The sequence below is a fragment of the Ruegeria sp. HKCCD7255 genome (assembly GCF_013031565.1).
Lineage (GTDB): Bacteria > Pseudomonadota > Alphaproteobacteria > Rhodobacterales > Rhodobacteraceae > Ruegeria.
In genome coordinates, this window is sequence record NZ_WQAG01000005.1 from 127095 (window position 1) to 140486 (window position 13392).

Consider the following 13392-nt stretch of genomic DNA (forward strand, 5'->3'; position numbering starts at 1 on the left):
TGCGCCGCGGCGATTTTGGGCTTGAACTAAATTGAAAAAAATGGCTCATTCCGCGCAACAATATTTCAAGGAGAACGCCATGGATCCTCGTCAGCGCCCCTATCGGTCGGTTCTTTATATCCCTGGCTCGAAAGAGCGCGCGTTGGACAAGGCGCGGTCGTTGCCGGTGGATGCGATCATCTTTGACCTTGAGGATGCTGTGGCAGCCGACGAAAAAGAGAACGCGCGCGAGACACTGAAACAAGCGCTGTCGGTCGGGGGATATGGCGCACGTGTCAAAATCGTGCGAATCAACGGGCTGGACACGCCTTGGGGGCAGGCGGATGCCCAAGCGGTGCGCGATATGGATGCCGATGTGGTGTTGTTGCCCAAGGTGAATGCGGCGTCAGATGTTGACGCATTGGCCGCGATCACCGGGGATTTGCCGATCTGGGCGATGATGGAGACGCCGCGTGGCATGTTGAGCGCGGCCGAAATCGCAGCGCACCCGCTGATGGCGGGCTTTGTCATGGGCACAAATGATCTGGCCAAAGAACTTCAGACCCGGTTCCGTCCAGATCGCCTACCCTTGATGACCTCGCTGGGCCTGTGCCTGCTGGCGGCCAAGGCCGAAGGGCTAATCATTGTTGATGGGGTCTATAACGCGTTCAAAGACACTGAAGGGTTGGCCGCAGAATGCGCACAGGGGCGCGATATGGGGTTTGACGGCAAAACACTGATACACCCGGCGCAGATTGATGTGACCAACGCAGCCTTCGCTCCGTCCGAGGCCGAAATCGATCTGGCACGCCGCCAAATCGCGGCGTTTGAAGAAACCGAAGCCCAGGGGCAGGGGGTCGCGGTCGTGGATGGAAAGATCGTCGAAAACCTGCACGTTGTAACTGCACGTGAAATTCTGGCAAAAGCAGAGGCGATATTAGCTTTGCAAGCGGGGTAAGCCAGCATGGGCTTTCTACTTCTGATTTTGGGTGTGGCGCTGTGGTGGGCGGCGCATTTGTTCAAACGTGTGATGCCGGAACGGCGCGCGGCGATGGGTGATGCCGGAAAAGGCGCGGTGGCGCTTGCGCTGGTCGTGTCGATTCTGCTGATGATCTTTGGCTATCGGATGACCGATTTCATCCATGTCTGGGCACCGCCGACCTTCATGGTGCATATCAACAATCTGCTGGTTCTGATTGCGATCTTTCTGATGAGCCCTGCAGGCACCAAGGGGCGGCTACTGAACGGTGTGCGCCACCCGATGTTGGGCGGGTTCAAGCTTTGGGCCTTTGCGCATCTGCTGGTGAATGGTGATCTGGCGTCGATCATCCTGTTCGGCGGATTGCTGGCCTGGGCGGTGGTCGAGGTCATCGTGATCAACAAGTCCGAACCCGAATGGACCCCATCCGAGCCTGGCACTTATGGCAAAGATGCGATGTTCTTTGTCGCGTCGATCGTTCTGCTGGGCGTCATTGGATATATTCACGGGCTGGTCGGCCCATCCCCCTTTACCTCGTAAGGAATTGAACTCATGGCAAAACTCTACCGCCTATTGACGTCCGAGGATTCCTCGGCCTTCTGCCACAAGGTCTCGGACGCGTTGGCCAAGGGCTGGGACTTGCACGGCTCGCCCGCTTACGCATTTGATCCCGCGACCAGCCAGATGCGCTGTGCGCAGGCGGTCACAAAAGAGATTGAGGGCGACTATGAGCCGGATATGAAACTGGGGCAGCAATAATGGCCAAAACCAACCCAGGCCGGTTCTTCGAGGATTATGCGGTGGGGCAAGTGTTGCACCACGCCGTGCCGCGCACTGTGACCACAGGAGAGCGCGCTTTGTACCATGCGCTCTATCCAGCGCGTCACGCGCTCTATTCCTCGGACGCGTTTGCACAGGCCAGTGGTTTGCCACAAAGCCCGGTTGATGACCTGGCGGCCTTTCATGTGGTGTTTGGCAAGACGGTACCGGATGTCTCATTGAACGCGGTTGCCAATCTTGGCTATGCCGAGGGGCGTTGGTTGAAGCCGGTTTATCCGGGTGACACGCTGCGTTCGGTGTCCGAGGTGATCGGGGTCAAGCAGAACTCGAACGGAAAAACGGGTGTGGTCTGGGTGCGGACCAAAGGGCTGAACCAGCGGGATGAGGTCGTGCTGGACTATGTTCGCTGGGTCATGGTGCGCAAATCGAACCTGGATACTCCGGCGCCGGAAACCGTCGTGCCGGATTTGAAACACGCGCTGTCCATCGATGATCTGACGATCCCGCAGGGGTTGGATTTTTCGGACTATGATTTCGCCCTGGCTGGCGAACCCCATCGCTGGGGCGACTATGAGGTCGGCGAGACCATCGATCACGTGGATGGTGTCACCGTGGAAGAGGCCGAGCATATGTTGGCCACACGCCTTTGGCAGAACACGGCCAAGGTGCATTTCGACCTGACATTCCGGCCCGAGGGTCGGCTGATCTATGGCGGGCATGTGATCTCGATGGCGCGGGCTTTGTCGTTCAACGGGCTCGCCAATGCGCAGATGATCGTCGGATTGAACGGTGGTGCCCATGCCAACCCCTGCTTTGCTGGGGATACGATCAAGGCGTGGTCCGAGGTTCTGGATAAGGCAGAAACTGGCGTTCCCGGCGTTGGGGCCCTGCGCCTGCGTCTTGTGGCCACCAAAGGCGGTGCACCGTTTGAACTGCGCGGGCCGGATGGAAAGTACAAAGCCGATGTGCTGCTGGATCTGGACTATTGGGCGTTGATACCAATCTGACGGTGATGTGATCGCCTGCGGGCAAAACCGTGCTAGCTTGGCGCAATGCTGTTTGCGCGCGCCTTCGTCACTTGCCTCTGCCTGAGCCCTCCGGCTTGGGCCTGTGATCTTGCTTTGGCCTTGGCGGTGGATGTTTCTGGGTCAGTGGATTCCGAGGAATACCGCATTCAAATGGACGGGCTGGCCGCCGGTTTGCGCGACCCCATTGTGTCCGAGGCGCTGGTGCGTGGGCAGGCGCGTCTGATGCTGGTGCAGTGGACCGGTGCGTCTCGCCAACAAGTCACCATCCCCTGGACGAAGATCGACAGCTTCACCGCGGTTGAACGCTTTGCAGATCAGGTGGCAGCGGATCCTCGGATATGGCGAAACTTCTCGACGGCGATTGGTGAGGCGCTGGAAACGACGCTGACCAGTTTCGACGAGGTGTCCGACTGCTCGCGGCATTTGATTGATATTTCGGGTGACGGGATTTCGAACGAAGGTGTTGAGCCGACAGACACGCATGGCTTGATGCGGGCTCACGGCGTAACCGTCAATGCGATTGCCATCGAGGAAAGCGAGCCAGACCTCACAGCCTATTTCTTTGAGAATGTAATCGTAGGAGAGGGGGCTTTTGTCGTTTCGGCCTCTGGCTTTGCTGATTACCCCGAGAAAATTCGAAAAAAGCTTTTGCGCGAAGTGACGCAGCAAACGGCAGGTCTGAAATAGGTGTTTCTGGGATTCGTGATCACATCGCTTGCATGTTGAAAACACTAAGATACACCGGGTTGGAGCAGCTCTGTGATCACGACGTCATCTGGTGTGATCACGAAACGAAATAATCTGTCAAATTGGCTTGATTTTGGCGGTTTTTGCACGCGCAGCACGTGACAGAGGTGCAAAAAACAGTAAAACCGTCCGTAGCCAACCGAAAAGGAGCCGCCATGGCCGATGTAAATCGGGGCAATCGCCCGCTTTCGCCGCATCTGTCGATCTATCGTCCGCAGCTGACGTCGGTCACATCCATTCTGACCCGCATCACAGGAAACGCCATGCTGTTGGCCGCCCTTCTGATCGTTTGGTGGTTCTTGGCGGCGGCGACATCGCCCGAGGCGTTTGCCCGCGCGAATTGGTGGCTGACTTCGGTTCTGGGTGATCTGATCATGACGCTGTCGCTGTGGGGTATCTGGTATCATACGCTTGCCGGCGTCCGGCATCTGATCTGGGATAATGCCCTTGGGTTGGATTTGCCCACTGCCTACAAGCTGGGTTGGGCGGTTATCATCGGGTCGGTTGTGCTGACCCTTCTGACCCTGCTCATAGTCGCGTAAAGGAGGCTTTCATGCGTTATCTGACAGACCGCAAGCGCGCGACTGGCCTGGGTTCGGCCAAATCGGGCACCGCTCATTTCTGGAGCATGAAAGTCAGCTCGGTTGCTCTGCTGATCCTCGTGCCCCTGTTCATCTTTACCTTTGGTCCGATCCTGGGTCAGCCCTTCGACGTTGTGCTGGATTACTACGCCCAACCCTTTCCCGCGATTGTGGCGGCCCTGACGTTGCTGGTCGGGTTCAAGCACTTTGCCGAAGGTGCTCAGGTGCTGATCGAAGATTATGTTCACGGCACGATGGAGAAGGTCCTGATCATTCTGGTGACCTGCCTGTCTTATGGTGCCGCCGCCGCTGGCCTTTTCGCCATCGCGCGCATTGCCCTTTAATTCCCGGAGCTGAAAGAAATGGCTGCATACGAATACGAAACGCATGAATATGACGTGGTCGTTGTTGGCGCTGGCGGTGCAGGTCTGCGCGCCACTCTGGGCATGGCTGAACAAGGGTTGCGCACCGCCTGTGTGACCAAAGTGTTCCCGACCCGCTCGCACACAGTTGCGGCGCAGGGCGGTATTGCCGCTTCGCTGTCCAACATGGGCCCAGATCACTGGCAATGGCATATGTACGACACGGTTAAGGGCTCGGACTGGTTGGGTGATACCGACGCGATGGAGTATCTGGCGCGTGAAGCCCCCAAGGCGGTCTATGAGCTTGAGCATTATGGCGTGCCGTTCAGCCGCACCGAAGAGGGCAAGATCTATCAGCGCCCCTTTGGCGGCCACACCACCGAGTTTGGGGAAGGCCCCGCGGTGCAGCGGACATGCGCTGCCGCCGACCGCACCGGCCACGCGATCCTGCACACGCTTTATGGTCAGTCGCTGAAGAATAACGCTGAATTCTACATCGAATATTTCGCCATCGATCTGATCATGTCCGATGACGGGCAGTGTCAGGGCGTCGTCTGCTGGAAGCTGGACGATGGCACGATGCATGTGTTCAACGCCAAGATGGTGGTTTTGGCAACGGGCGGCTATGGCCGGGCCTATTTCAGCGCCACCTCGGCCCATACCTGCACCGGTGACGGTGGCGGTATGGTGGCGCGCGCCGGTTTGGCGCTTCAAGATATGGAGTTTGTGCAGTTTCACCCGACCGGCATCTATGGATCGGGCTGTCTGATCACCGAAGGCGCACGCGGTGAGGGCGGGTATCTGACAAACTCTGAAGGCGAACGATTCATGGAGCGCTATGCGCCTCAGTACAAAGACCTTGCGCCGCGCGACTATGTCTCGCGCTCGATGACTATGGAGATCCGCGAAGGGCGTGGTCATGGTGACAATGGCGATCACATCCATCTGAACCTCAGCCATCTGCCCGCCGAAGCCTTGGCCGAACGCCTGCCGGGCATTTCGGAATCGGCGCGCGTGTTTGCCGGGGTTGATGTCACCAAGGAACCGATCCCGGTTCTGCCGACTGTGCATTACAACATGGGCGGTATCCCGACCAACTATTGGGGTGAGGTTCTGAACCCTACCGCCGATAACCCGACCGCTGTAGTCCCCGGCCTGATGGCTGTGGGTGAGGCTGGCTGTGCCTCGGTCCACGGGGCGAACCGGTTGGGGTCAAACTCGTTGATCGACCTGGTGGTCTTTGGCCGCGCTGCTGCGATCCGCGCAGGTAAAGTTGTGGATCCGACCGCATCGAACCCCGAACTGAATCAGGCCTCGGTTGACAAGGCCTTTGACCGCTTTGACGCCGTCCGCAATGCAAGCGGCGCAGTTCCAACTGCCGATCTGCGGCTTGAGATGCAGCGCACCATGCAAGAAGACGCCGCCGTGTTCCGCACCGCCAAAACCATGGCAGAAGGGGTCGAAAAGATGACCGCGATTGCGGCCAAGATGGACGACCTGAAAGTGTCTGACCGCAGCCTTGTCTGGAACAGCGACCTGATGGAATCGCTGGAGCTGACCAACCTTATGCCCAGTGCTCTGGCCACCATCGTTGGCGCTGAGGCCCGCAAGGAATCCCGTGGTGCCCATGCGCATGAGGACTTTACCGAGCGTGACGATGAAAACTGGCGCGTGCACACGGTCAGCCGGGTTGAGGGTAACAAGGTCGAACTCAGCTATCGCCCTGTGATCACGGATCCGCTGACAACTGAAGACGAAGGCGGCATCAGCCTGAAACGTATCGCGCCCAAGGCCCGTACGTTCTAACGAGGTACTGTGTTTGGCATGAACGAAGCCATGAAAAATGCGCAACGCATTGAGCCGAGGATCAACTAGGGATGGCCAGACAGCGCCAAGAAGGTTTCGGCCTTGCTGATGGGCTGCATTACCTGGAGTTTCTCAGGCGTCTTCATGCGACTTTGAAGCCGGAGTGGTATTTCGAGGTTGGCACTCAAACCGGTGCCAGCCTAAGACTGAGTAGCGCAAAAACGATTTCTGTTGATCCGGCCTTCATCGCGCAGCTCGAGTTGATTGGGGACAAACCCGAACTTCATCTTTTTCAGGAGACAAGCGACAAGTTCTTTGCGTCTAATCGGCTGAACGCGATGGGTGTCGAATTTGATTTGGTCTTCCTCGACGGCATGCACCTGGTCGAATTTCTGTTGCGGGATTTCATCAACACCGAGCGCCACTGCAAGCCCGACAGCGTTATTGTGATGCATGATTGTGTGCCTTGGAACAGCGACATCGCGGAACGTGACAGGATCACCAAGGATTGGACAGGAGATGTCTGGAAAATTGTGCCGATCCTGCGCAACTATCGTCCCGATCTTGAAATAGAAGTGGTTGATTGCGCTCCAACCGGGCTTTTGATCGTATCAGGACTTGATCCACGAAATACTGCGTTGTCAGACTCTTACGACGAGATCATCGCATCATATACTGATCTGAAGATCGAAGAATACGGCGTGAGCACCTATTTCGACGAGCTTGACCTTGTACCGGCTGAGCAGAGCAGATGGTATTCTGCCTGTCCGCATCAGTTGGCCCCTGGCTGGCAAAACAAACCAGACATCGCGATCAAGGTTGCAGCGCCCGATCGCAATGCATTGACCGAGTGGGGAGACTATTTCTTTGCCCTGGGCCTGGCGAAAGCTTTTTCTCGGTTAGGGTATTTCACAACCATCGACCCACAGGACGAATGGTATTCGAACACAAGACCCGGCGGTGTGGATCTGGTGTTGAAGGGTCGAGCAAATTTTATCAAACAGCGCGACAGAACTTGTCTTTATTGGGCGATTTCCAAAGGTATTCGACCGATGAATTATGCTCAGGCGGATCACGTGTTTTGGGCGTCAGGAACGATGTACAAGCAAGCGCTTGGCGGTGAAATGGCCGAGAAGTCGTCGCTTCTACCCCAAGCATTCGACTCTGAAATCATCTATCCTCGAGAACAGCTTCGAGGAAAAGGTATGGTGTTCGTAGGGCGTAATCGGGCTGGGTTTGATCGTCTTTCGGTCGCCTATGCTGCAAAACCAGGGCGTGATCTAAAGATTTGGGGCCCCGGTTGGAGGAACACAGAATATGAATCATTTCTTTGCGGCGAGCGCGTCGAAAATAACCAGCTGCTTGATGTATACTCCAGCGCGGACGTTGTGCTGAACGATCATACGCCTCAGATGCGCGAAAACGGCCAAACTTCGAACCGTATCTTCGACACGTTAGCTTGCGGAGCGGTTCCTGTAACCGACAAGGTCAGTTGGTTGCCGGAAGACCTTCGGGAATTGGTCTACGTCTTTGAAGATCAGGAAAGCTTTGACAAGGCTCTAAGCGATGCATCTTCTGAAACAGACAAACGGCGCAAGGAGCGGCTTGAATTTGCCAGGTCAATGCGAGAGCGACACTCTTTTGCCGCGCGGGCGCGAACCATTCTGGAGGTCGTTAATTCGCTCGATCGGTCTTACGCACTGGAGCCACAATATGGAGGCGACACATGAAATGCTCATGCCCTCGGTGGGGTGACACCAAAAGGTTTGGCTCGTTGCGGCCGGATCGCCACATCAATCTGTCGACGCTTTGCCGGAGATTTTCAAAATGGTACAACTGACCCTTCCCAAGAATTCCCGGATTACCACCGGCAAAACCTGGCCCAAGCCCGAAGGCGCCACAAATGTGCGCAAGTTCCAGATTTATCGCTGGAATCCCGATGACGGGCAGAACCCGCGGGTCGACACCTATTTCGTTGATATGGACAGTTGCGGCCCGATGGTTTTGGACGCGCTGATCAAGATCAAGAATGAGATTGACCCAACGCTGACTTTCCGCCGCTCTTGCCGTGAGGGCATCTGCGGGTCGTGTGCGATGAATATCGACGGGATCAACACGCTGGCCTGTATCTACGGGATGGATGAGATCAAGGGCGACGTGAAGATCTATCCTCTGCCGCATATGCCGGTGGTCAAGGACCTGATCCCTGACCTGACGCATTTCTATGCCCAACATGCCAGCATCATGCCGTGGCTGGAAACCAAGACCAACCGCCCGGCGAAAGAGTGGAAACAGTCGATCGAAGACCGCAAGAAGCTGGACGGTCTTTATGAATGCGTAATGTGCGCCAGCTGCTCGACCTCTTGCCCGAGCTATTGGTGGAATGGCGACCGTTATTTGGGGCCCGCCGCATTGCTGCACGCCTATCGCTGGATCATCGACAGCAGGGACGAGGCGACGGGTGAGCGTCTGGATGAGCTGGAAGATCCGTTCAAGCTCTATCGCTGCCACACGATCATGAACTGCGCCAAGACCTGCCCGAAAGGTCTAAACCCGGCTAAGGCGATTGCCGAGATCAAAAAGATGATGGTTGAGCGCGCCGTCTGATTGGCGCGTAAGATCAAGTCGTTGCTTTGTGGCTGAACACTGCCTTCCTTTGACCAAAGGAGGGCAGGCTTGAACAGCCAAGGCCAACCGATAGCGTGCGTGACCTTGAAAAAGTCAGGCCAATCCGCGATTCAAAACCATGCCCGTTCTTTTGCTCATATTGGCCGCCGGGGTATTTGCCTATTTTATCTGGCGTTCGCGCACGACTTCGCTGACGCGCGATTGCCGGTGGCGGCAGGATAAAAGCCATGGCACTTGGCATTGCAGTTTTTGTGGCGCTGTCGTGGCCGCAAAGGATCAGCCGCTTACCTGTGCGCAGAAAAAAGATCGCTAATTAGCGCTTTGCGGCGCTACTGTTCTGCGCCACTCTGTCGGCCATGACCGATCTAATGCCTGCAGCCCTCGTTCCAGAAGACGCCGAAGCCCGCCGTGCGGTTGCCCCGGTGATCTGCTATCCGAATAGATCACTTCCAAAACCCGATCTGGGCTGGATGCATGACATACGCCAGCGGGCCATCAAGACGGATGAGGTTTTGGTGCCGCCGCGCGACGCGCGCTGTTTTGAAGTTCCGGCCGGTCATTTCTTTCGCATCACCTCGGTCGAGGGTCCGCAAGTGGGAGACCTGAACCTGTGGAACCTGAGCGATTTGTCTGAGCGATTTTATTCAGGCAAAACCCGCGCGCTGCATGGGACGCATCTGACGACGGGTGAGAGGATGTGGTCAAGCTTTCCCCATTTGCGTCCAATGGCCACGATCACTGCGGATACGTTGGATTGGTATGGTATCGATGGTTTTGGCGGGTCTGTGCACGATGTAATCGGTACCCGCTGTGATCCGTACACGGGGAATTTGTTGTCGGACACGCAGTACCACCATTGCTGCCATTCGAACCTGACGCGTGCCTTGGCCGATCACTTGGACATTCCTTTGGATCAGGCCGAGCCTGCCGTGCACGATGTCCTGAACGTCTTCATGTGCACCGGGTTCACGCGGGATACGGGGCAATATTTCATGAAGGCCTCGCCGGTGCGGCCCGGGGACTACCTTGAATTCTTTGCCGAAATTGACCTGCTGGGGAATCTCAGCGCCTGCCCCGGCGGCGATTGTTCGAGTGAGCATTCCTCGGATACGGCTGCGTGTTATCCATTGCTGGTCGAAGTCTTCGCGCCGGCAGAAGGAGAAGTGGCTGGTTGGGACAGCCCTCCACCCAACGGATATGACCGCAGCCATGGTCGATAGGCGGGGCAGGGTGCCCCGGCCAACTTAGCTATTGGGAAACGCGGCTTGCAGTGCGATTTCGACCATGTCCCCGAAGCTGCGCTCGCGATCAGACGAGGGCAGTGCCTCGCCGGTCAGCAGGTGATCTGATACTGTGAGCACAGCCAGAGCCCGACACTTGTGACGCGCCGCAAGGATATAGAGTTCGGCGGCTTCCATCTCGACCCCAAGAATACCGTGGCGCACCATCTGTTCGTTCAGATCAGGGCGTTCGTCATAGAACACGTCCGACGAATAAATGCCGCCCACATGGGTTGGCGTGCCTTTGGCCTGCGCGGCTTGGGCTGCGGCGTGCAGCAGGCTCCAATCAGCGCAAGGGGCAAAGTTCAGCTCTTTCATGATCCCGCGCGACGGGGTGCTAAGCGTGCTAGCAGTCATCGCCAGAATGACATCGCGAACGTTGACGCTGTCTTGCATCCCGCCGCAAGAGCCGATGCGGATCAGAGTCTTTGCACCGTAGTCCCGGATCAATTCGTTCACGTAAATTGAAAGGGACGGCATTCCCATGCCGCTGCCCTGAATTGTAACCGGGTTTCCGTTCCACGTTCCGGTAAATCCCAGCATTCCCCGGACGTCATTGACTTGTTTGACGTCATTTAGAAACGTCTCAGCCGCCCATTTCGCCCGATAAGGATCACCGGGCAATAAAACCGTTTCGGCAATTTCGCCTTTTTCAGCACCGATATGAATTGTCATAACCCGATCCGCCTTTTGTCAGATTTCCAGATCCGCAAGACCAGCACCCGATTTCAACGCCTCATGGACCCATTGCGGCTTGCGTCCACGACCCGACCAGGTCTGTGCGGCATCCTTCGGATTGCGATATTTGGCAGCGGATTTAACGGCTTTCCCCGTGCCGGGCGCCAGTTCGGATAAAGCAAATCCAAACTCGGCGGCAGCTTTTTCAGCGGCCTTCAATGCTTCTTTCCGGTCGCGCAACTCGGCGGTTTTCAGCGCTTTGTCGACCTTATTGCGTAATTCCAGCAATTCCTTACGCGACATTTTTTCAAGATCGATTGCCATTTTTATTCTCCAGATTGTTAATTCCCAATACGGTGGCATCGGGATCTTGCAATTCTGGACCCGTTTATTCCCTTTTCAAGGGGAATAAAATCCAAGTTTCTCACATGGAATATGGGTTATTCTGCTGCCATGTCCTTTGGATCGGCCAAGGTAATGATATCACCCATAATAGCATTCAGCTCAAAGTTCTTGGGTGTATATATCTTGGCCACGCCCATGGCGCGCAAAGCCTCGGCATCTTCGTCTGGGATAATGCCGCCAACAATAACCGGAATGTGGTTGAGCCCTGCTTCGGCAAGCTGGGTCATGACATCTTGGACCAGAGGCAGGTGGCTTCCTGACAGAATCGACAAGCCGATCACATGGGCATCGTCTTCGCGCGCGGCAGCGACGATTTCCTCGGGTGTCAGGCGAATGCCCTCATAGCTGATATCCATACCGCAATCGCGGGCCCTGAAGGCGATCTGTTCTGCACCATTGGAATGTCCGTCGAGTCCCGGTTTGCCGACCAGAAACTTAAGACGGCGTCCCAGCCTGTCGCTGACTGCGTCAACGGCGGCGCGCAGATCTTCCAGCCCTTCGGTTTTGTTAGAGACCGAGCCGGAAACGCCGGTTGGCCCCCGATAGGTGCCATAGACCTTACGCATTTCTTCCGCCCACTCACCCGTTGTTACCCCGGCTTTAGCCGCCGCGATCGAGGGTCGCATGACATTGCCACCCGCCCGCGCGGTTTCCCGCAGATCGGCTAGCGCTTTGGCAACCGCCGCGCTGTCGCGTTCGGACCGCCAGGCATTCAATCGGTTGATCTGCTCCTGTTCTACGGCAGGGTCGACGACCATTATGCCACCATCTTCGGTCTGAAGGGGTGAGGCCTCGCCCTCGGTCCATTTGTTCACACCGACCACAACGGTTTCGTTCCGTTCGATGCGGTTCAGACGTTCCGCGTTCGAATCTACCAGCCGCGACTTCATGTATTCGATCGAGGCCACCGCGCCTCCCATCGACTCGAGATTGGCCAGTTCAGCCCGGGCGCCTTCTTTCAGGTCTTCGACCTTGGCATCGACCACGGCATTGCCGTCGAACAGGTCGCCATATTCCAGAAGGTCGGTCTCATAAGCCAGGATCTGTTGCATCCGCATCGACCATTGCTGATCCCAAGGGCGCGGCAGACCCAAAGCCTCGTTCCAGGCTGGCAGTTGTACCGCGCGCGCGCGTGCATTTTTCGAAAGCGTCACCGCAAGCATCTCGATCAGGATGCGGTAGACGTTGTTTTCCGGCTGCTGTTCAGTCAGCCCCAGCGAGTTGACTTGAACGCCATAGCGGAACCTGCGGAACTTGGGGTTCTCGACCCCATATCGTTGTTGCAGGATTTCATCCCAAAGATCCACAAAGGCACGCATTTTGCACATTTCGGTAACAAAGCGGATACCTGCATTCACAAAAAACGAGATCCGACCGCAGAGCGCAGGGAAATCTTCAGCGGGGACACGCGGGCGCAGTTCGTCCAATACTGCGATGGCCGTGGCCAAGGCATAAGCCAGTTCCTGTTCGGGCGTCGCACCGGCTTCTTGCAGGTGATAGGAACACACGTTCATCGGGTTCCACTTCGGCACGTTGGAGTAGCAATATTCAGCCACATCCGCGATCATCTTCAGCGACGGTTTCGGAGGGCAGACATACGTGCCTCGGCTTAGGTACTCCTTGATCAGGTCGTTCTGCACGGTGCCTTGCAGTTGAGCCACATCCGCGCCCTGTTCCTCGGCGACAGCTATATAGAGTGCCAAAAGCCAAGGCGCAGTGGCATTGATGGTCATCGAGGTGTTCATCTGTTCGAGCGGAATTTGGTCGAACAGCACCCGCATGTCGCCCAGATGACAGATCGGTACGCCCACCTTGCCCACCTCTCCGCGCGCAAGCGTATGATCACTGTCATAGCCGGTTTGTGTTGGCAGATCGAAAGCCACCGACAGGCCCGTTTGGCCTTTGGCCAGGTTGCTGCGGTACAGGGCATTCGATGCCTGTGCGGTTGAATGACCCGCATAGGTCCGGATAAGCCAGGGGCGATCTTTCTGCGATTGCGTCATGGGTGAGACCTCGTGATCGTCTGGGTAACAAAATTACGCTTGATGCTTCTAAACCGTAATTTTCGGAACATGTCAATTCGCTGCGTTGCGGCATATGCCGTGTTTCTTCAGATTGTGGGTCGCAGCGTTTGATGGC

Annotated in this window: 14 protein-coding genes; 11 read left to right on the forward strand and 3 right to left on the reverse strand. The window is 56.6% G+C overall.

Going from position 1 to position 13392, the window contains the following annotated elements:
* The first annotated feature begins 79 nt into the window (after positions 1–79).
* From GOX45_RS11375 to GOX45_RS11425, 11 genes are all read left to right on the forward strand, one after another.
* Positions 80–937 carry a CoA ester lyase gene (locus tag GOX45_RS11375; RefSeq protein ID WP_171100956.1) on the forward strand — a complete coding sequence of 286 codons (858 nt, stop codon included), beginning with the start codon at positions 80–82 and terminating at the stop codon, positions 935–937.
* A gap of 6 nt (positions 938–943) precedes the next feature.
* On the forward strand, positions 944–1498 hold the full coding sequence (locus tag GOX45_RS11380) for an NnrU family protein (protein WP_171100958.1): 555 nt from the start codon (positions 944–946) through the stop codon (positions 1496–1498).
* Positions 1499–1510: 12 nt separating this feature from the next.
* The gene (locus GOX45_RS11385; protein ID WP_171100961.1) at positions 1511–1717 is read left to right on the forward strand and encodes a DUF1737 domain-containing protein; all 207 of its coding nucleotides are present in this window, start codon (positions 1511–1513) and stop codon (positions 1715–1717) included.
* Positions 1717–2745, forward strand: a complete 1029-nt coding sequence (locus tag GOX45_RS11390; protein WP_171100963.1) for a MaoC family dehydratase — start codon at positions 1717–1719, stop codon at positions 2743–2745. The genes GOX45_RS11385 and GOX45_RS11390 overlap by 1 nt, the downstream gene beginning before the upstream one ends.
* A gap of 45 nt (positions 2746–2790) precedes the next feature.
* The gene (locus GOX45_RS11395) at positions 2791–3453 is read left to right on the forward strand and encodes a DUF1194 domain-containing protein (RefSeq protein ID WP_171100965.1); all 663 of its coding nucleotides are present in this window, start codon (positions 2791–2793) and stop codon (positions 3451–3453) included.
* A 215-nt stretch (positions 3454–3668) separates the two neighbouring features.
* Positions 3669–4055 (forward strand): succinate dehydrogenase, cytochrome b556 subunit, encoded by a 387-nt coding sequence (gene sdhC / locus GOX45_RS11400; RefSeq protein ID WP_171100967.1) that lies wholly within the window; start codon positions 3669–3671, stop codon positions 4053–4055.
* Positions 4056–4066: 11 nt separating this feature from the next.
* Positions 4067–4438 carry a succinate dehydrogenase, hydrophobic membrane anchor protein gene (sdhD, locus tag GOX45_RS11405; protein ID WP_171100969.1) on the forward strand — a complete coding sequence of 124 codons (372 nt, stop codon included), beginning with the start codon at positions 4067–4069 and terminating at the stop codon, positions 4436–4438.
* Between the two features lie 18 nt (positions 4439–4456).
* Positions 4457–6262 (forward strand): succinate dehydrogenase flavoprotein subunit, encoded by a 1806-nt coding sequence (gene sdhA, locus GOX45_RS11410; RefSeq protein ID WP_171100971.1) that lies wholly within the window; start codon positions 4457–4459, stop codon positions 6260–6262.
* A gap of 71 nt (positions 6263–6333) precedes the next feature.
* Entirely contained in the window at positions 6334–7992 is a 1659-nt protein-coding gene (locus tag GOX45_RS11415) for a glycosyltransferase (RefSeq protein ID WP_171100973.1), read from the forward strand.
* A 97-nt stretch (positions 7993–8089) separates the two neighbouring features.
* Positions 8090–8869: a succinate dehydrogenase iron-sulfur subunit gene (locus GOX45_RS11420; protein ID WP_170414955.1), complete on the forward strand. Its 780-nt coding sequence runs from the start codon at positions 8090–8092 to the stop codon at positions 8867–8869.
* 377 nt (positions 8870–9246) lie between these two features.
* Entirely contained in the window at positions 9247–10110 is an 864-nt protein-coding gene (locus GOX45_RS11425) for a DUF1989 domain-containing protein (protein ID WP_171100975.1), read from the forward strand.
* A gap of 24 nt (positions 10111–10134) precedes the next feature.
* On the opposite strand, the gene deoD is transcribed toward GOX45_RS11425, so the two are convergent.
* The 3 genes from deoD to GOX45_RS11440 all read right to left on the reverse strand — a co-directional run bounded on the left by deoD (position 10135) and on the right by GOX45_RS11440 (position 13256).
* Positions 10135–10845 carry a purine-nucleoside phosphorylase gene (gene deoD, locus GOX45_RS11430; protein ID WP_171100977.1) on the reverse strand — a complete coding sequence of 237 codons (711 nt, stop codon included), beginning with the start codon at positions 10843–10845 and terminating at the stop codon, positions 10135–10137.
* 18 nt (positions 10846–10863) lie between these two features.
* Positions 10864–11172: an H-NS family nucleoid-associated regulatory protein gene (locus tag GOX45_RS11435; RefSeq protein ID WP_171100979.1), complete on the reverse strand. Its 309-nt coding sequence runs from the start codon at positions 11170–11172 to the stop codon at positions 10864–10866.
* Positions 11173–11288: 116 nt separating this feature from the next.
* Positions 11289–13256, reverse strand: a complete 1968-nt coding sequence (locus tag GOX45_RS11440) for a protein meaA (protein ID WP_171100981.1) — start codon at positions 13254–13256, stop codon at positions 11289–11291.
* Positions 13257–13392 lie beyond the last annotated feature (136 nt).